The organism is Streptomyces sp. NPDC093591, from assembly GCF_044764885.1.
Classification (GTDB): domain Bacteria; phylum Actinomycetota; class Actinomycetes; order Streptomycetales; family Streptomycetaceae; genus Streptomyces.
Genome location: NZ_JBIWIY010000003.1, coordinates 140894 through 159066, shown reverse-complemented (window position 1 = coordinate 159066; position 18173 = coordinate 140894). Strand labels below are relative to the sequence as shown.

General features: G+C 69.6%; 18 protein-coding genes, 1 tRNA gene and 1 riboswitch. Of the genes, 6 read left to right on the top strand and 13 right to left on the bottom strand.

Annotation, left to right across the window (positions count from 1 at the left end; all coding sequences use genetic code 11):
- Positions 1 to 73 precede the first annotated feature (73 nt).
- The gene (locus ACIREI_RS07340; protein ID WP_403329432.1) at positions 74 to 1531 is read left to right on the top strand and encodes an alginate lyase family protein; all 1458 of its coding nucleotides are present in this window, start codon (positions 74 to 76) and stop codon (positions 1529 to 1531) included.
- Between the two features lie 46 nt (positions 1532 to 1577).
- Here the strand turns inward: ACIREI_RS07340 and ACIREI_RS07335 are convergent, their stop codons facing one another.
- A complete protein-coding gene (locus tag ACIREI_RS07335) occupies positions 1578 to 3056 on the bottom strand; it encodes an MFS transporter (RefSeq protein ID WP_403328367.1) in 1479 nt (492 codons plus the stop codon).
- Between the two features lie 64 nt (positions 3057 to 3120).
- Positions 3121 to 4488, bottom strand: a complete 1368-nt coding sequence (locus ACIREI_RS07330; RefSeq protein ID WP_403328364.1) for a DUF445 domain-containing protein — start codon at positions 4486 to 4488, stop codon at positions 3121 to 3123.
- Between the two features lie 232 nt (positions 4489 to 4720).
- Here ACIREI_RS07330 and ACIREI_RS07325 point away from each other — a divergent pair, with 232 nt between their 5' ends.
- A complete protein-coding gene (locus ACIREI_RS07325; protein ID WP_403328361.1) occupies positions 4721 to 6058 on the top strand; it encodes an SGNH/GDSL hydrolase family protein in 1338 nt (445 codons plus the stop codon).
- A 187-nt stretch (positions 6059 to 6245) separates the two neighbouring features.
- Here the strand turns inward: ACIREI_RS07325 and ACIREI_RS07320 are convergent, their stop codons facing one another.
- Genes ACIREI_RS07320 through ACIREI_RS07305 form a run of 4 tightly spaced genes read right to left on the bottom strand, consistent with a single transcriptional unit; the run spans position 6246 to position 9669 of the window.
- Positions 6246 to 6938, bottom strand: a complete 693-nt coding sequence (locus ACIREI_RS07320) for a DUF1707 domain-containing protein (protein WP_403328358.1) — start codon at positions 6936 to 6938, stop codon at positions 6246 to 6248.
- Between the two features lie 33 nt (positions 6939 to 6971).
- Positions 6972 to 8000: an ATP-binding cassette domain-containing protein gene (locus ACIREI_RS07315; protein ID WP_403328355.1), complete on the bottom strand. Its 1029-nt coding sequence runs from the start codon at positions 7998 to 8000 to the stop codon at positions 6972 to 6974.
- 9 nt (positions 8001 to 8009) lie between these two features.
- A complete protein-coding gene (locus ACIREI_RS07310) occupies positions 8010 to 8822 on the bottom strand; it encodes an ABC transporter permease (RefSeq protein ID WP_403329430.1) in 813 nt (270 codons plus the stop codon).
- 46 nt (positions 8823 to 8868) lie between these two features.
- Complete coding sequence (locus tag ACIREI_RS07305) at positions 8869 to 9669, bottom strand: ABC transporter permease (protein ID WP_403329427.1); 801 nt, start codon at positions 9667 to 9669, stop codon at positions 8869 to 8871.
- A 230-nt stretch (positions 9670 to 9899) separates the two neighbouring features.
- Between ACIREI_RS07305 and ACIREI_RS07300 the strand changes: the two genes are divergently transcribed.
- A complete protein-coding gene (locus ACIREI_RS07300) occupies positions 9900 to 12278 on the top strand; it encodes a transglycosylase domain-containing protein (RefSeq protein ID WP_403328352.1) in 2379 nt (792 codons plus the stop codon).
- Here ACIREI_RS07300 and ACIREI_RS07295 read toward each other — a convergent pair.
- From ACIREI_RS07295 to ACIREI_RS07285, 3 genes are all read right to left on the bottom strand, one after another.
- The gene (locus ACIREI_RS07295; RefSeq protein WP_403328349.1) at positions 12272 to 12592 is read right to left on the bottom strand and encodes a DMT family transporter; all 321 of its coding nucleotides are present in this window, start codon (positions 12590 to 12592) and stop codon (positions 12272 to 12274) included. The two genes, ACIREI_RS07300 and ACIREI_RS07295, sit on opposite strands and share 7 nt — an antisense overlap.
- A gap of 33 nt (positions 12593 to 12625) precedes the next feature.
- Positions 12626 to 12695: riboswitch (guanidine-III (ykkC-III) riboswitch) on the bottom strand.
- 59 nt (positions 12696 to 12754) lie between these two features.
- Entirely contained in the window at positions 12755 to 13111 is a 357-nt protein-coding gene (locus tag ACIREI_RS07290) for a co-chaperone GroES (RefSeq protein WP_128428777.1), read from the bottom strand.
- Positions 13112 to 13166: 55 nt separating this feature from the next.
- Positions 13167 to 13496: a DUF3618 domain-containing protein gene (locus tag ACIREI_RS07285; protein WP_403328345.1), complete on the bottom strand. Its 330-nt coding sequence runs from the start codon at positions 13494 to 13496 to the stop codon at positions 13167 to 13169.
- A 95-nt stretch (positions 13497 to 13591) separates the two neighbouring features.
- Here ACIREI_RS07285 and bcp point away from each other — a divergent pair, with 95 nt between their 5' ends.
- A complete protein-coding gene (gene bcp / locus ACIREI_RS07280) occupies positions 13592 to 14059 on the top strand; it encodes a thioredoxin-dependent thiol peroxidase (RefSeq protein ID WP_403328342.1) in 468 nt (155 codons plus the stop codon).
- 39 nt (positions 14060 to 14098) lie between these two features.
- Positions 14099 to 14185, top strand: a tRNA-Leu gene (locus tag ACIREI_RS07275).
- 1 nt (position 14186) lies between these two features.
- Here ACIREI_RS07275 and rdgB read toward each other — a convergent pair.
- The 4 genes from rdgB to ACIREI_RS07255 all read right to left on the bottom strand — a co-directional run bounded on the left by rdgB (position 14187) and on the right by ACIREI_RS07255 (position 16586).
- Complete coding sequence (gene rdgB, locus ACIREI_RS07270) at positions 14187 to 14792, bottom strand: RdgB/HAM1 family non-canonical purine NTP pyrophosphatase (RefSeq protein ID WP_403328339.1); 606 nt, start codon at positions 14790 to 14792, stop codon at positions 14187 to 14189.
- 156 nt (positions 14793 to 14948) lie between these two features.
- Positions 14949 to 15353, bottom strand: a complete 405-nt coding sequence (locus ACIREI_RS07265; protein ID WP_403328336.1) for a hypothetical protein — start codon at positions 15351 to 15353, stop codon at positions 14949 to 14951.
- A gap of 149 nt (positions 15354 to 15502) precedes the next feature.
- Positions 15503 to 16240, bottom strand: a complete 738-nt coding sequence (gene rph, locus ACIREI_RS07260) for a ribonuclease PH (protein WP_403329426.1) — start codon at positions 16238 to 16240, stop codon at positions 15503 to 15505.
- A gap of 112 nt (positions 16241 to 16352) precedes the next feature.
- On the bottom strand, positions 16353 to 16586 hold the full coding sequence (locus tag ACIREI_RS07255) for a glucose PTS transporter subunit EIIB (protein ID WP_031478364.1): 234 nt from the start codon (positions 16584 to 16586) through the stop codon (positions 16353 to 16355).
- A gap of 127 nt (positions 16587 to 16713) precedes the next feature.
- Between ACIREI_RS07255 and ACIREI_RS07250 the strand changes: the two genes are divergently transcribed.
- Entirely contained in the window at positions 16714 to 18003 is a 1290-nt protein-coding gene (locus ACIREI_RS07250; protein ID WP_403328333.1) for a PTS transporter subunit EIIC, read from the top strand.
- Positions 18004 to 18173: the final 170 nt, after the last annotated feature.

Genomic DNA, 18173 nt, shown 5'->3' with positions numbered 1-18173 from the left:
CGTCTCCTCACCGTCCCCAGCCGCAGGCACGCGAGGAATTGACGACGTGACACGACAGATCAGCCGCCGGAGCATGCTCAAGGCCGCGGGTGCGGCAGCCGGAGCCGTCGGTATCGGTACGGCCGTGCTGCCCACCCCTGCCGCGGCGGCCGGCGCCTACGCCCACCCCGGCCTCCTGCACACCCGCGCCGACCTCGACCGTATGGCCGCCAAGGTGAAGGCGGGCGCCGCTCCCTACACGGCCGGGTTCGCCAAGCTGACCGCCAACCGGCACTCCCAGAGCGGCTGGGCGGCCAATCCGCAGGAGATCGTGTACCGGGGTTCCGGCTCGCCGCAGAACTACCGCACCCTCTACAACGACGTCCACGCCGCCTACCAGAACGGCCTGCGCCACCACGTCAGCGGTGACGGCGCGCACGCCGACACCGCCGTCGCGATCCTCAACGCGTGGTCGGCCAAACTGACCGCGCTGCACGGCAGCGCCGACCGCTTCCTGGCCGCCGGCCTGTACGGCTACCAGATCGCCAATGCCGCCGAACTCGTCCGCGACCACCCCGACTTCGAGCTCGACCGGTTCCAGGAGATGCTGAGCACCGTCTTCGCGCCGCTCAGCGACGACTTCCTGGCCCGGCACAACGGCGCCGTCGTCAGCAACTACTGGACCAACTGGGACCTCGCCGCCATGGCGTGCGTCCTGGCCGGCGGCATCTTCTGCGACGACAAGGCCCAGGTCGCCCGCGCCGTCGAGTACTTCAAGCACGGCGAGGGCCTCGGCTCGGTCAAGAACGCCATGCCCGTCGTGCACGACGACGGACTCGCCGAGTGGCTGGAGGCCGGCCGCGACCAGGGGCACGCCCTGCTCGGCGTCGGCCTGATGGGCACGTTCTGCGAGATGGCCTGGAACCAGGGCATCGACCTGTACGGCTACGACGACAGCCGCTTCCTCAAGGGCGCCCAGTACGTCGCCAAGTGGGCCATGGGCGGTGAGGTGCCGTTCACCGCGAACACCCGCAGGAAGGGCGCGATCAACGGCTGGTCGGGGTCGGAGACCGTGACGTCGGCAGCGCCCGTGGACCCGGCGATGACCCGCCCCATCTGGGCGATGATCGCCAACCACTACACCAAGCGCCGGGGCCTGTCGGCGTCGTACCTCACGCAGATCGCCGCGAAGTCCGCGCCGGAGGGCGGCGGCGGGGACTACGGCCCCAACAGCGGCGGCTACGACCAACTGGGCTTCGGCACACTGGCGTTCACCCGGGACAAGGCGACGGCCACGGGCACGGGCGGTTCGCCGAGTCCGGCGGCGTCGGCGTCCGCCGCTGCCGGCTCGGGGTCGGACCCCCGGCCGCAGACCGGCGGCTCCCCGGCGTCGCCCTCCGCGTCCGCCTCCTCCGCCGCCGCCGCAGGTGACCTCGCCGCCACCGGCTCGAACGACATCATCGGCTGGACCGCCGCCACGGGCATCACCGCCCTCGCCGGCGGTGTGCTCCTGCTGCGCCGCCGCGACCGGGCCCGGCGCGCCTCGCAGTAGAGGGCGCGGCAGCAAGGGGCGGGCGAAAGGCTCCGGTCCCGGCTCTTTACCGGGGGAGAGCCGGGGCCGGCCCGGCCACCGCCGTGAGCGGGCGGGCGATGTCCTCCAGCGAGCGGCGTTCCGCGCGTACCGCGAGGAGCGCCGCGGCCAGGCCCGCCAGGCACATCAGGGCCGCGCCGATCTGGAAGGCGAGGACCGTGTCGCCGACCCTGCCGGTTTCGGTGAGGTCGGCGAACAGCAGCGGCCCGCTGATGCCGCCGGCCGCCGTGCCCAGGGCGTAGAAGAAGGCGATGGACATCGCGCGGGTCTCCATCGGGAAGACCTCGGAGACCGTGAGGTAGGCGCTCGACGCGCCGGCCGAGGCGAAGAACAGGACCGCGCACCAGCAGGCCGTCAGGGTGGCCGCGCTGAGCACACCCCGGTCGAACAGCCAGGCGGTGCCGAAGAGCAGCAGGCCCGAGAGCAGGTACGTCGACGAGATCATGATTCGGCGGCCGACCGTGTCGAACAGCTTGCCCAGCAGCAGCGGGCCCAGGAAGTTGCCGACCGCGATGACGGCGAAGTAGTAGCCGGTGGCGTCCGACGGCACGTCGTAGAACGTCGTCAGGATCGCGCCGAAGCCGAAGGTGATGGCGTTGTAGAGGAACGCTTGGCCGATGAACAGGGCGAAGCCGAGCGTCGCCCGCCTGCGGTACTTCGCGAAGACCGTACGGCCGATCTCCAGGAACGTCACGCTCCTGCGCTGGCGGATGGTGATCTCGCCCTCGGGGCGCGGCAGCGGCTCCTTCCGCCCGGCCTCCACCTGCCGCTCGATGGCGGACACGATCCGCTCGGCCTCGTCGTCGCGGCCGTGGATCAGCAGCCAGCGCGGGCTCTCCGGGACGTGCCGCCGTACCAGCAGGATCACCAGGGCGAGGACGGCGCCCAGCGCGAACGTCAGCCGCCAGCCGAGGTTCGCGGGCAGCACCGCCGTGTTCAGCGCGACGATGGACAGCAGGGAGCCGCCGACCGCGCCCAGCCAGAAGCTGCCGTTGATCATCAGGTCGACGCGGCCGCGGTACTGAGCCGGGATCAGCTCGTCGATCGCGGAGTTGATCGCCGCGTACTCGCCGCCGATACCGAAGCCGGTCAGGAAGCGGAACAGGAAGAACCACCAGGTCTCGAAGGAGAGGGCGGTCAGGGCCGTCGCCGCCAGATACACGGCGAGCGTGATCATGAAGAGCTTCTTGCGGCCCCACTTGTCTGTCAGACGGCCCCAGAACAGGGCGCCGAGACAGGCGCCGGCCACGTACAGCGCGGCGGCCAGGCCGGTGACCTGGCCGGAGGTGATGGGCAGTCCGCTGCCGGGCTCGGAGAGGCGGGGGGCGATGTTGCCGACGACCGTGACCTCCAGTCCGTCGAGGATCCAGACGGTGCCGAGACCGATCACGATCGTCCAGTGCCAGCGCGACCACGGCAGGCGGTCGAGACGGGCGGGGATGTCGGTGGTGACGGTACGGCCGGTCTCGGCCTGCGCGGTGGCCATGGGCTCCCTCCTCGTCGAGCGGAACCCGGGTCGGGTGCCCCGGCGGGGACCGCCTACGCCACCACTACGCCCCCAGCGCCCGCGACACCGTGTAGATCAGCAACCCGGCCAGCGATCCCACCACGGTGCCGTTGATCCGGATGAACTGCAGGTCGCGGCCGATGTGCGCCTCGATCTTCTTCGTCGTGTGCTCGGCGTCCCAGCTCGCCACGGTGTCCGTGATCAGGGAGGTGATCTCCTTGCGGTAGGTGGTGACGACGTACACCGCCGCGCCCTCGACCCAGCTGTCGACCTTGGCCTGGAGCCGTGGCTCGACCGCCATCCGCGATCCCAGCGACAGCAGCGAGGCACGCACGCGCAGACGCAGCTCACTGCGCTCGTCCTCGGCGGCCGAGACGATCATCGACCGTACGGCCGTCCACGCGGACGCGATCAGATCCTGGACCTCGCCGCGGCCCAGCACCTCGCCCTTGAGCCGCTCGACACGCGCGCGGGTGTCCGTGTCGGACTGCAGGTCGGAGGCAAAGTCGGTGAGGAAGCGGTCGAGGGCGCCGCGGGCCGGGTGGGAGGGCATGTCGCGCATCTCGGTGACGAAGCGGAGCAGCTCCTTGTAGACACGCTCGCCGACCCTCTTGTCGACGAACCTCGGGGTCCAGCCGGGGGCGCCGCCCTGGACGGCGTCCATGATCTCGTCGTCGTGCAGGATCAGCCAGTGCTGCGCCCGCGCGACGATCAGGTCGACGGCCCGCTTGTGGCCGCCGTCCGCGACGATCCGCTCCAGCATCTTCCCTATGCCTGGCGCGATCTCCTGGGCGTCGGCCCGCCGGGTGATCGCCTCGCCCACCACCGCCTGGACGTCCGAGTCCCGCATGACCGTCAGGGCGCCTCTGAGCGCCGCCGACAGCTCCGCCGTCACCCGGTCCGCGTGCTCGGGATCGGCCAGCCATCCGCCCAGCCGGCTGCCGATGCCGACGGCGCGCAGCCGCTGCCGTACGACGTCCTCGGAGAGGAAGTTCTCCCCGACGAACTCCCCCAGCGAGACGCCCAACTGGTCCTTCTTGTTGGGGATGATCGCGGTGTGCGGGATGGGGATGCCCAGCGGGTGGCGGAACAGGGCCGTGACCGCGAACCAGTCGGCCAGCGCGCCGACCATGCCGGCCTCGGCGGCCGCGGCGACGTAGTTCGCCCAGTCTCCGGCGCCCTCGTTCGACGCCCACTTGGCGAGGACGTACACCAGCGCCACGAACAGCAGCATCCCGGTCGCGGTGATCTTCATCCGCCGTACGCCGCGCTGTTTCTCCTCGTCCGCGGCGGTGAACGTGGTCATCGCACGTACGGCCGATACGGGGACGCGCCGGTTATCGGCGGCATCCGGCCGGGCATGCTCCTCAATGTCAGATGTTCCCATTACATCCGGATTCGTACGTTCCATCCGCTCCACCCGTCCAGTGATCCCCCGCACACATTGTCCCTTCCTGACCGACTCCTGGAACGAATCAGGAGTTCCCGGCGTCTGTCGGATGGGGGGAGGTCGATGGCGAACTCCGGATGAACTCCGGCGGCCCAATGGGGGGTCCGTGCAACTCCCCTCTGCCTCATGACGCATCATGAGGTGATCACATCGGAGCCTCGGGCTCCCATCCGCCCGAGGAGACACGCACCGCATGACCAGGCGTAACGGTTATGCCTTGCTCGCCGCGATGATCGCTCTGATCGTCACGCTTTCGGCCGCCATATACATCGGATTCGCCTCCGACGAGGGCAGCGCCACCGGCAAGAGCGCCCCCGCCCAGGAAGGCGCCCCACGCAACCCCGCCGCACCCGCCTCCACCGGCATCTGGGTCGGCGCCTGGTCCGCCTCCCCGGTCGGCGCCGAGCCCGGCACCGAGGTCGCGGGCCTGGCGGGCAGTTCGGTCCGCAACGTCGTGCACACCAGCGTCGGCGGCAAGAGCGCCCGGATCACACTGTCCAACCTCTACGGCCAGTCGGCGCTGACGATCACTCACGCGTCGATCGCCGTCTCCGCCGGCACCGGGACCGCGGCGGCCATCGCGGACACCATGCGCAGGCTGACGTTCGGGGGCAACCCCACGGTCGTCATCCCGCCGGGACAGCAGGTGCTGAGCGACGCCGTGCGCCTGGCGATCGCCGCGGACAGCGACGTCCTGGTCACCACCTACTCCCCCACCCCGTCGGGCCCGGTCACCTACCACCCGCACGCCCGCCAGACCAGTTACGTCGCCCAGGGCGACCTCACCGAGGACGCGACCGGCGTGGCGTACACCGGCCGGGTCGAGGCCTGGCGCTACCTGACCGCGCTGGACGTCCTCAGCAACGAGTCCGACGGCACCGTCGTGGTCTTCGGCGACTCCCTGACCGACGGCATCACGTCCACCGAGAACGCCAACCTCCGCTGGACGGACGCCCTGTCGCGCCGGCTGCGCACGGCGATCACGGCCGGCGAGAACGTGCCGCGCTACAGCGTCGTCAACCAGGGCATCAGCGGCAACCAGATCCTCGCCAGCGGCGCCGGGCGCCCCGCGAACAACGAGGCGGGCCTCAGCCGCTTCGAGCGCGACGTCCTCTCCCGCACGAACGTCAAGGTCGTCGTCATCGACCTCGGCGTCAACGACATCCTGCGCAACCCCAACCTCGCCGACCCCGACCGCATCCTCGACGGCCTGCGCACCCTGGTCCGCCAGGCCCACGCCCGCGGCATCAAGGTCGTCGGCGCGACCTTGATGCCCTTCCAGGGCCACCGCGGCTACACCGACGCCCGCGAGAACGTACGCCGGCAGATCAACGCCGAGATCCGCGCGGGCCGGGTCTTCGACGCGGTCGCCGACTTCGACCAGGCCGTACGCGACCCGTACAACCCGCGCAAGTTCCGCCCCGACTACGACTCGGGCGACCACCTCCACCCGAGCGACAAGGGCTACGAGCGGATGGCGCAGGCCTTCAACCTCCAGGACCTGAGGGGCTCGGCACCGGCGAAGCTGTAGGGGGGCCGGCCCGTCAGCGGGCAGTCGTAGCCTGCTCAGCCTGCGGGCAGTCGGCCCGCCCAACTGCGGGCAGTCGTGCCGCTTGGGGCGGCACCCGTCCCAAAGAGAGGCGGCACCCCGCCAGCGCCGGGCTGCGCACCCACCCCCGCCCAGCCCCCACGCCGGGCAGCCCGCAGCCAACGGCAGCTCAGTCCAGCTCCCGCCGCTGTTCCCGCCGCTCCAGCTTCTCCCGCCGCCGCTGCTCCCGAACCTCCTGCCGCTGGGCCCGCGTCAGCTTCCGCTGGACCTCGACGCCGCCCCAGAAGGCGAACCCGGTCACGATCACCCGCGGCGCTCCCGGATCCCCCGGCACGCTCTCCTCACGTTCGTCGAAGCCGCCCATGATCCCGACACCGCGCACCACGACCTCGACGCCGGGCGGCACGATCACTTCCACCCCGCCCATGATCGCGACGCAGTTGATCACGATCTCCCGGTCGGCGAAGTTCGCGTCCCGCAGATCGATCTCCCCGCCGCCCATGAGGGCGACGCCGGTGAACCGCTTCGGCGCCGTCCACCGCCCCTTGCGCTGAAATCCCGCCATCACGGCGACGCCCCACGTCGACGACCCCTCCCCGCCGACGATCCGATCCGCCCAACTCCCGCCCGAGAGCTCGGCCTTCTTCACCATGTCGACCGTGGGCACGGCGACCGCGCCGACGGGCAGATCCCGGGTGATCGGCGCCAGTTCCCCGTACGTCCGCGCCTTGTACGTGGCGTCCAGGCGCTCCTCGAACTCCTCCATGTCGAGCCGCCCCTCCGCGAGGGCGTCCCGCAGGATCTCGGCGACTCGTTCACGATCGGCGTCGGAGGCACGAAGCTCCGGGGCATCGTCGGTCATGCACAGCAGCCTACGAGCAACCCCGCCCCGGTGCTACGAGACCGCCTTGCCCGCGTCCCCCACGTTCCCCGCGTCCGCCGCCTTCTCCGCCTGTTCGGCGTACATCTTCGCGATCACGGCCTCGATGTCCGGCTCCCGCACCGACAGATCCACCAGCGGATACTCCGCCGCGACCCGCGCCACCAGCACCGCCGCCGACTCGGCCGCCGGAAACGCCAGCCACTGCCGCGGCCCCTCCACCTTCACCACGCGCGCGGGCGCCGCCTCGATCGGCGGGAGCTCGCGCTCCAGGTCGACCACGAGGGTGCGCTCGCTCTCCCCCACCTCGTGCAGGCCGGCGAGCGGGCCGTCGTACATCAACCGCCCGTGGTCGATGACCATCACCCGCGAGCACAACTGCTCGATGTCCTGCAGATCGTGCGTGGTCAGCAGCACCGTCGTGCCGCGCTCGGCGTTCAACTCGCGCAGGAACTCCCGGACCTTCGCCTTGGAGATGACGTCGAGCCCGATCGTCGGCTCGTCCAGGTACAGCACCTCCGGGTCGTGCAGCAGCGCCGCCGCGATGTCACCGCGCATCCGCTGGCCGAGGGAGAGCTGGCGTACGGGGACGTCCAACAGCTCGCCCAGATCGAGGAGTTCGACGAGACGGTCGAGGTTCTCGCGGTAACGGGCGTCCGGGATGCGGTACATGCGGTGCATCAGCTTGTACGAGTCGATCAGCGGCAGATCCCACCACAGGGTGGTGCGCTGCCCGAACACCACGCCGATGCGGTGCGCGAGCCGCATCCGCTCGCGGGACGGGTCGATGCCGGCCACCCGGAGCCGGCCGCCGCTCGGGGTCAGGATGCCGGTCAGCATCTTGATCGTCGTCGACTTGCCGGCGCCGTTCGGCCCGATGTAGCCGACCATCTCGCCGCGCGCCACGCGGAAGGAGATCGAGTCGACGGCCCGCACCTGCCGCCGCTCCCGCTTCAGGAAACCGGTCTTCTTGCGTACGTCGAAGACCTTCTCGACACCGTCGAGTTCGATGAACGCGTCCGTGTCCGTGTTCGTGCCCTCCATCGCCTGCCCCTAACTTCCCGTACTCCGATACGACCGCAGCCCGGCCCGCCACGCCAGACCTGCCGGCACACAGCACGCCGCCGCCACCAGCGGTGAGGTGAAGGCCGCCCACTGCGGCAGGTCGAGCGGATACGGCCGCTCCAGCACATAGGCGGCCGGCACCCAGTTGACGAAGGCGAGCGGCAGCATGAACGTCACCCCGCGCAAGAAGTCCTTGCCGAACACGGTCGGCGGGTACTGCAACAGCGTGGTGCCGCCGTACGTGAAGGCGTTCTGCACCTCGGCGGCGTCCTGCGCCAGGAACTGGAACGCCGCGCCCGCCACGAACAGAGCGCAGAAGATCACCCCGCCGCTGACCACCATCACCGGCACCAGCAGCACCTTCGCCAGGGTCCAGTCGACGTCGACCGCCGACAGCCCCCAGCCCAGCACCAGCACGCCCTGGGTGATCCGGCCCAGGCGGCGCAGCGCGAAGTGGTCCGCGGCGACCTGGGCGAGCACCGGGGCGGGCCGCACGAGCAGCGTGTCGAAGGAACCGTCGCGCATCCGGCCGCCGAGGACGTCCATCGAGCCGAAGGTCAGGTCGGCGAGCCCGAACGCCGTCGCCGAAAGCCCGTACAGGAAGGCGACCTCGGCCAGCGGCCAGCCGCCCAGCGAGTCGACCTGCGAGAACATCAGCAGGATCGCCACGAAGTCCAGGCCGGTCACCAGCAGGTTGCCGAAGACGGTGACGACGAAGGAGGCGCGGTAGGTCATGGTGGACCGGATCCACATCCCGGCGATCAGCCGATAGGTCCGCAGCGCCTCACCCGCCCCGGACATCCGGGAGATCCCGGCCGCCCTGCTTCCGGAGATCCCGCTCCCGGTCTCACCCACCCTGCACCACCACCCGCCGCGTCGCCGCCGACTGCATCAGCCGCCCGGCCGCCAGCAACACCACCGCCCACGCCGCCTGGAAGGCGTACGCCCGCAGCGGGTCGGTCTCCCCCATGAGCACGTCCGCCGGCATCTGCAGCTGCGCCGCCCACGGCAGCACCCGCACGATCTCGCCGAACGCTCCCGGGAAGGCGTTCAGGGGCAGCACCATGCCGGAGAAGAAGATCCCCGTGATCATCAGGGCCTGATTGACGCCCATGCCGTCCATCAGCCAGAACACGCTCAGCGCCGCCAGATAGCGGATCGCGAAGCTGACCAGCGTCGCCAGCAGGAGGGCGACGACGAAGGCCGCCCAAAGGGTGACGTCCGTCGGCAGTGCCATCGGGAAGAAGACGGCGCCGAACACGAACGGGATCACCCCCCGCCCCAGCATCTGGAACAGCGCCCGCCCCACGTCGCCCGCCAGCCACCACAGTTGGAGATCGGCCGGCCGGTACAGGTCGACGGCGATCTCACCGGTGCGGATTCGCTCCATCAGGTCCTTCTCGGCACCGCCGCCCTGAATGGCCAGCGTCGCGTAGAGGCACTGGCCCAGCCACACGTAGGTCACGGCCTGCGCCTGGTCGTACCCGCCGAGATGCGGCTTCTCGTCCCACAGCGCCAAGTAGGTGTAGACGAGGATCACTCCGAAGACGGTGTTGGTGAACACCCCGGCCGCGGTGGCCGCCCGATACGTCGCGTATCGTCTGAATCCGCCCGCCGCGACGGCTAAGTACAACCGCCCCGATCCCACATCCACAGCCCTCCTCGCCCGCCCGGCACCGAAGCGCAGGAGCCTAGTGCGCGCAAGACGGGAGCTGCCAGCCGATTTCGGGGATGCCCGGCGCGAGAGCCTGCTCACTTTCCGGGGACTCGCGCCGTTTCCGGGAACGGAACGCCCGGTGCGAGAGTCTTCAATGGGGGCGCAGTAGGCGTACGAGGCGTACGGGAACGTACGACGCGAAACAGGAGTCCGTGCACGACATGAGCGACGAGCAGCAGCCGCCACAGCAGTCGACCCGGAAGCCGGGACGGCCGAAACGCACGGGCTGGCGACGGATCATCCCGACCTGGCGCACGGTGCTCGGCACCTTCGTGATCGGCGCACTGCTGCTCTTCGGCCTGTTCTTCCTCGGCTACTCCATGGTCAAGATCCCGCCGGCCAACGCGCTCGCCACCAAGCAGGCCAACGTCTACATGTACGCGGACGGCACCGTGATCGCCCGCGACGGTGAGGTCAACCGGGAGAACGTCACCCTCGCGCAGATGTCCAAGGCCGCCCAGCACGCGATCCTGGCCGCCGAGGACCGCGACTTCTACACCGAGTCCGCGATCGACCCGAAGGCGATGCTGCGCGCGGCCTGGAACACGGCCACCGGCAAGGGCAAGCAGTCCGGCTCCACCATCACCCAGCAGTACGTGAAGAACTACTACCTGCGTCAGGAGCAGACCGTCACCCGAAAGGTGAAGGAGTTCTTCATCTCGATCAAGCTGGACCGCGAGAAGAGCAAGGACGACATCCTCGAGGGCTACCTCAACACCAGCTTCTTCGGCCGTAACGCCTACGGCATCCAGGCCGCCGCCCAGGCCTACTACGGCATGGACGCCAAGGACCTCGACCCGGCCCGCGCCGCCTACCTGGCCGCGCTGGTCAACGCGCCCAGCGAGTACGACGTCGTCGCCCACCCGGAGAACAAGTCCGCGGCCGTGGCCCGCTGGAACTACGTCCTGGACGGCATGGTCACCAAGGGCTGGCTGTCCGAGAGCAAGCGTGCGGGCATGAAGTTCCCGATGCCGAAGGAGGCCTCGGGCTCCACCGGGCTGTCCGGGCAGCGCGGTTACATCGTGGGGATCGTCAAGGACTATCTGACCAAGAACAAGATCGTCAGCGCGGAGGAGCTCGAGGCCGGCGGCTACCGCGTCACCACCACCCTGCACAAGGACAAGCAGGACGCCTTCGTCGACGCCGTCAACGACCAGCTGATGTCCAAGCTGGACAAGAAGAACAACAAGGTCGACACCTACGTCCGCGCGGGCGGCGCCTCCGTCGACCCGAAGACCGGCAAGGTCGTCGCGATGTACAACGGCATCGACTACGTGAAGCAGTACACCCCGAACGCCACCCGCCGGGACTTCCAGGTCGGCTCCACCTTCAAGCCGTTCGTCTTCACCTCGGCCGTGGAGAACGAGTCGACCACGCAGGACGGCCGCCAGATCACCCCGAACACGATCTACGACGGCACCAACAAGCGCCCCGTCCAGGGCTGGAGCGGCGGCAGTTACGACCCCGCGAACGAGGACGACGTCTCCTACGGCAACATCAACGTCCGTACGGCCACCGACAAGTCCGTCAACTCGGTGTACGCGCAGATGGCTGTCGACGTGGGTCCCGAAAAGGTGAAGGACACCGCCGTCGAGCTGGGCCTGCCGGCCAGCACCCCGGAGCTGTATCCGTCCCCGTCCATCGCGCTCGGCGTGGCCACCGCCAGCGTCCTCGACATGGCGGAGGCCTACGCGACGCTCGCCAACCACGGCAAGCACGGCACGTACACCATGATCGAGAAGATCACCAAGGACGGCGCCGACGTCATCGAGATGCCGGAGCGCAAGACCTCCCAGGTCGTCAGCCGCGAGGCCGCCGACACCACGACCTCCGTCCTGCAGAGCGTCGTCGACAACGGCACCGCCACCGCCGCCCAGGCCGCCGGCCGCCCGGCGGCGGGCAAGACGGGTACGGCGGAGGAGGACCAGGCCGCCTGGTTCGCCGGCTACACCCCCGAACTCGCCACGGTCGTCGCCGTCATGGGCCAGGACCCGGTCACCGCCAAGCACAAGTCGCTGTACGGCGCGATGGGCCTGGCCCGCATCAACGGCGGCGGCGCGCCCACCGACATCTGGGCCCAGTACACGAAGACGGCGCTGAAGGGGAAGCCGGTCAGCGAGTTCGACCTGGAGCTCCAGGAGGGGGCCGACCAGCCCCAGTACCCGACGACCGACCCGACCCAGGGCGACCAGAGCACCGGTGGCCAGAACGACGGCGGCACCACCGGGGACGCCACCGGCGGCCAGGACACCGAGGGCCAGACCGGCGGTGAGACGCCGGGTCAGACGGACGGCGGCACGACGGGCGACACGACGACCGGCGGCACGACCGACGGGGGCACGACCACCGACGGCGGCACCACCGGCGACACGACAACGGGCGGCACGACCGACGGGGGCACGACCACCGACGGGGGCACCACCGGCGACACGAGCACCGGCGGGGCGGATACCGGAGGCAGTACGGGCGACACCAGCACCGGAGGTGCCGACACCGGAGGCGGAGAGACGACGGGAGACCCTGGCGGACTGGGTCAGTGACCGCTGGTCGCCTTGAGCCCCACCACGGCGACCAGCAGCAGGCAGACGAAGAAGATCCGCGCGGCGGTGACCGGCTCCCCCAGCACCGCCATACCGACCACCGCCGCGCCGGCCGCGCCGATGCCCACCCATACGCCGTAGGCGGTACCGATGGGCAGCGACCTCGCCGCGTACGACAGCAGCAGCATGCTGGCGACGATGCCGGCGCCGGTGAACAGGCTGGGCAGGGGACGGGTGAAGCCGTCGGTGTACTTCATCCCGATCGACCAGCCGACTTCCAGCACACCGGCGACGACGAGCAGAACCCAGGCCATGACGAGCACCTTTCGCAAAGACGGAAACCTGGCGGTGCGTCGTCTTTGCCTTCACCCGGTACGGCGCGTCTCGTCGGGGCCCTTCAAAGCTAGCAAGAAACGAGGAAGGGGCTGGTGACGAGAGTCACCAGCCCCTTCCAACCGTCGATTCAGAGGTAGAGCTCAGAGATAGAGCCCCGTCGAGTCCTCCGACCCTTCGAACCGGTCGGCGGCCACGGCGTGCAGATCACGCTCGCGCATGAGTACGTACGCGACGCCGCGCACCTCGACCTCGGCACGGTCCTCCGGGTCGTACAGGACCCGGTCGCCGGTCTCCACGGTCCGTACGTTCTGCCCCACCGCGACGACCTCGGCCCAGGCCAGCCGGCGGCCGACGGCGGCGGTGGCGGGGATCAGGATGCCGCCACCGGAACGCCGCTCGCCCTCGCTGGTGTCCTGCCGCACGAGGACTCGGTCGTGCAGCATCCGGATGGGCAGCTTGTCGTGGTGGGTGCTGTGCTCGTTTCTGTTGGCGCTCACGCCTTTGAACCTACCTGCCTTTGCCGCGTCCGTACGCCGGTGGGTCCGCCGCCGCTCAGTCCTTGCGGCGCCGGGTGCCGAGGGCCAGCAGGCCCACGAGGCCGACGGCGACGAGCGCGACGGGCACGATCCGCTCCAGGCGGGGCGCGCCCTCCTCGTCGGTGAACTTGGCCTTCACATCGCTCACGGCCCGGTTGACCCCGACGTAGGCCCGTCCGAGCGTGTGGTCGATGTTCGAGACGACCTTGGCCTTGGCGTCGCCGACGATCGTCTTCGGATGCACGCGCACCCCGATCTCGTCGAGCGTCTCGGCCAGCGCTGCGCGGCGGGCTTTGATGTCCGCCTCGATCTGCGCCGGTGTTCTGGTGTCCGACGTGTCCGCCACCGTACGGCCTCCGAAGTGAAGCTGATGCTGTTTGCGGACAGTCTGTCAGCTCCACGCCGGACCGCACTGTCAGGCTCCCCGGTTACGCTGGTCCGATGAGCGAGCGACTCCAGCCGGGGGACGTGGCCCCCGCCTTCACCCTGCCCGACGCCGACGGCAACGAGGTGTCCCTGTCGGACCACAAGGGCCGCAAGGTCATCGTGTACTTCTACCCGGCGGCCCTGACGCCCGGCTGCACCAAGCAGGCCTGCGACTTCACGGACAACCTGGAACTGCTGGCCGGCGCCGGGTACGACGTGATCGGCGTCTCCCCCGACAAGCCGGAGAAGCTCGCCAAGTTCCGCGACCAGGAGTCCCTGAAGGTCACCCTGCTCGCCGACCCGGAGAAGTCCGTCACCGAGGCCTACGGGGCCTACGGCGAGAAGAAGAACTACGGCAAGACGTACATGGGCGTCATCCGGTCCACGATCGTGGTGGACGAGGAGGGCAAGGTCGAGCGGGCGCTGTACAACGTGCGGGCGACCGGCCACGTGGCGAAGATCATCAAGGATCTGGGCATCTGACCACCCGGCCCGGCCAGTAGCATGGCCGGGCAAGGTCACGCGGCCGTGGTGGAATTGGCAGTCACGCTGGGTTTAGGTCCCAGTGGGGTAACACCCGTGAGGGTTCGAGTCCCTCCGGCCGCACCAACTACTGCGTCAGCAGTTCCCTTACGACCGGCACCAGCGCCCGGAACGCCTTGCCCCGGTGGCTGATCGCGTTCTTCTCGTCCGGCGTCAGCTCGGCGCAGGTGCGGGTCTCGTCCTCCGGCTGGAGGATCGGGTCGTACCCGAAGCCGTTCGTGCCCACCGGCGTGTGGCGCAGGGTGCCCCGCAACTGCCCCTCGACCACCCGCTCCGTGCCGTCCGGCAGGGCGAGCGCCGCCGCGCAGGCGAAGTGGGCGCCCCGGTGGGCGTCGTCGATGTCGGACAACTGGGCGAGCAGCAGCTCCAGGTTGGCCTTGTCGTCACCGTGCCGGCCCGCCCAGCGGGCGGAGAAGATGCCGGGGGCTCCGTTCAGGACGTCGACGCAGAGCCCCGAGTCGTCGGCGACGGCGGGCAGCCCGGTCGCCTGGGCCAGGGCGTGCGCCTTGAGCAGGGCGTTCTCGGCGAAGGTGACGCCGGTTTCCTTGACATCGGGAATGTCCGGGAAGGCGTCCGCGCCGACGAGGTCGTGAAGCAGCCCTGCGTCGGCGAGGATCGCCCTGAGCTCGGTGATCTTCCCGGCGTTACGGGTGGCGAGGATGAGGCGGGTCATGGCCACACAGTAGCCATGAGGCTCGATGGCGCCCCAAAACAGGGCGCGGAGGCGCCCCTATAGGGGCGCGGGGAACTGCGCGACCAGCCACAACGAACCCGCAGCCCTCCACCTACAGAACCCGGCACACGAGAGGCCCCCGCCCAGCCGGCGCAGCTACGACGTGCAGACCTTGGTCAGCTCGCCCGCCGCATCCGTCACCGGGCTGACGTCCGGCGTCTCGTCCCCGTTCTTGACGGCGTCACGGACGTTGGTGACGGCCGTCTGGAGGTCGTCCACGGCCTTGTTGACGTCGGCGTTGTCCGTCTTGTCGCCGATCTTGTCGAGGTTCTTGTCGATGGAGTTCAGGGACTCCTCGAGCTGGGTCGGGTCGTTCGACGCGTTCTCCACGGCCTGCTGGAGCTCGGTCACACTGTCGGCGATGGTCTCGGCCGTCTGGACGCAGTCCAGCGCCTTGTTGACGGCGTCGCAGCCGGTGGTCAGCCCGGCCGTCAGCCCGACTGCCGCAACGGCTGCGGCGGCTATGGCGATACGGCTCCGGCGGCGTCGGCTCGTGGCCATGGTTGACGTTCCCTCCCTGCTCTCAGGCCCGCAGGGCCCCCGTTTGTCACTGGCCGGGCGTACGGTGGTGTGCCGTACGCCCGTACCCCTAATGACGCCACGCAGGACTGCGCGGTTGCCCGGAGCTGCGGCTCTTCTTGGTGCGTCCTTTACTTTTCGAGGACGGTATCAAGTGCCTTGCGCTGCGCTTCCGCCAGCTCCCCGCAACCGGAAACCGCGAGGTCCAGCAGGGAGTTGAGTTCCTCGCGGGCGAAGGGCTCGGCCTCGGCGGTGCCCTGGACCTCGACGAAGCGGCCGTCGCCGGTGCAGACGACGTTCATGTCGGTGTCGGCCTTCACGTCCTCCTCGTAGCAGAGGTCGAGGAGCGGTACGCCGCCGACGATGCCGACCGAGACGGCGCTGACCGTGCCGGTGATCGGCTTGCGGCCCGCCTTGATCAGCTTCTTGCCCTGGGCCCAGGAGACGGCGTCCGCGAGTGCGACGTAGGCGCCGGTGATGGCCGCCGTACGCGTACCGCCGTCGGCCTGGAGGACGTCGCAGTCGAGGACGATGGTGTTCTCGCCGAGCGCCTTGTAGTCGATGACCGCGCGCAGGGAGCGGCCGATGAGGCGGCTGATCTCGTGGGTACGGCCGCCGATCTTGCCCCGGACGGACTCGCGGTCGCCGCGGGTGTTGGTGGCGCGCGGCAGCATGGCGTACTCGGCGGTGACCCAGCCCTCGCCGCTGCCCTTGCGCCAGCGCGGGACGCCTTCGGTGAAGGAGGCGGTGCACAGGACCTTCGTGTCGCCGAAGGAGACGAGGACGGAGCCCTCCGCGTGCTTGCTCCAGGCGCGTTCGATGGTGACCGGGCGGAGCTGTTCGGGGGTGCGGCCGTCGATTCGGGAGATCGAAGACGAAGCTGACGAGGCTGACGTGGCTGACATGGCGTCGAGCCTAGCCGCACATGGGGAAGGGGCCGCTCCCCCGGTGGGAAGCGGCCCCTTCGGCGAGCTCGGGAGCTCACATCATGTCTTCGATCTCCGCCGCGATCGGGTCGGCGTCGGTGCCGATGACGACCTGGATGGCGGTGCCCATCTTCACGACGCCGTGGGCGCCGGCGGCCTTCAGGGCGGACTCGTCGACCAGCGAGGGGTCGGAGACCTCGGTGCGAAGGCGGGTGATGCAGCCCTCGATCTCCTCGATGTTGTCGATGCCGCCGAGCCCGGCGACGATCTTCTCAGCCTTGCTGGCCATGTCGGTCTCCTCACGCACTGTTGGCCCAACTTCACGAGCGATTGTGTCGTGCGTACCGAAGGATGACGTCACAGCAACCCAATCGTCGGTAACTGGTCTACACCACGTGACAGGCGGTCGCCAACCCATGAGTGCCGAGACCGAGATCTCCCCCGCGCGCCGGCGGTGGCAGGCGGTGTTCCAGGGCCTTCAGAAGATGGGCCGCAGCCTCCAGTTGCCGATCGCGGTCCTGCCGGCCGCCGGCATCCTCAACCGCCTCGGCCAGCCTGATGTGTTCGGGGACGACGGTCTGGGCTGGGACAACGTCTCGAAGGTGATGGACGGCGCGGGCGGCGCGCTGCTCGACGGGTCGCTCGGGCTGCCGTTGCTGTTCTGCGTCGGTGTGGCCATCGGCATGGCGAAGAAGGCGGACGGTTCCACGGCGCTCGCGGCGGTGACGGGGTTCCTCGTCTACTACAGCGTGCTGCGCGAGTTCCCGGAGGACTGCCCGGAGGGGACGAGGGAGATCCCCGACATCGGGTGCGCCGCGGCCGAAGGGGCGGTGAGCGCGTACGAGTACCAGAACCCGGGGGTCTTCGGCGGCATCGTGATCGGTCTGCTCGCGGCCTTCTTCTGGCAGCGCTACCACCGGACGAAGCTGGTGGACTGGCTCGGCTTCTTCAACGGGCGGCGGCTCGTCCCGATCATCATGGCGTTCGTGGCGATCGTGGTCGCGGTGCTGTGCCTGTGGGTCTGGCCGCCGATCGGTGACGCGCTGGAGAGCTTCAGCGACTGGATGAGCGACCTGGGCGCCTGGGGCGCGGGCGTGTTCGGCATCGCCAACCGGGCCCTGCTGGTCGTGGGTCTGCACCAGTTCCTCAACGTGCCCATCTGGTTCCAGTTCGGCAGCTACACCAAGCCGGACGGTGAGGTGGTGCACGGCGACATCAACATGTTCCTCGCGGGCGACCCGGACGCCGGCCAGTTCACCTCGGGTTTCTTCCCGATCATGATGTTCGCCCTCCCGGCGGCGGCCCTCGCGATCACGCACTGCGCGCGGCCGAGCCGCCGCAAGGAGGTCGGCGGCCTGATGCTGTCGGTGGCCCTGACGTCCTTCGTCACCGGCATCACGGAACCGATCGAGTACTCGTTCCTCTTCATCGCCCCGCTCCTCTACGCGGTCCACGCACTGCTGACGGGTGTCTCGATGGCGGTGACCTGGGGACTGGGCGTGCACGACGGCTTCAGCTTCTCGGCCGGGCTGATCGACTACATCATCAACTGGAACCTGGCGACGAGACCCTGGGCGATCATTCCGATCGGCCTGTGCTTCGCCGTCCTCTATTACGCGATCTTCCGTTTCGCGATCACGAAGTTCGATCTCAAGACTCCGGGTAGGGAGCCGGAGGAGGAGGTCGAGGACGTCACCAAGGTCTGACTGAAGGTCCGGAAGCAGGGCACTGCGCGTAGCGCTTCGGTTGCGGATTTCACGGGTTCCTTATATCGCCCCCACCGTGCTACAACAGGTCTACACCACTCAGTGGTGTAGACCAGACGCCGCCGTCCCCTTCCTGTCCCCCGGGCGGCGCCGCCATGCCCTCCCCCAGC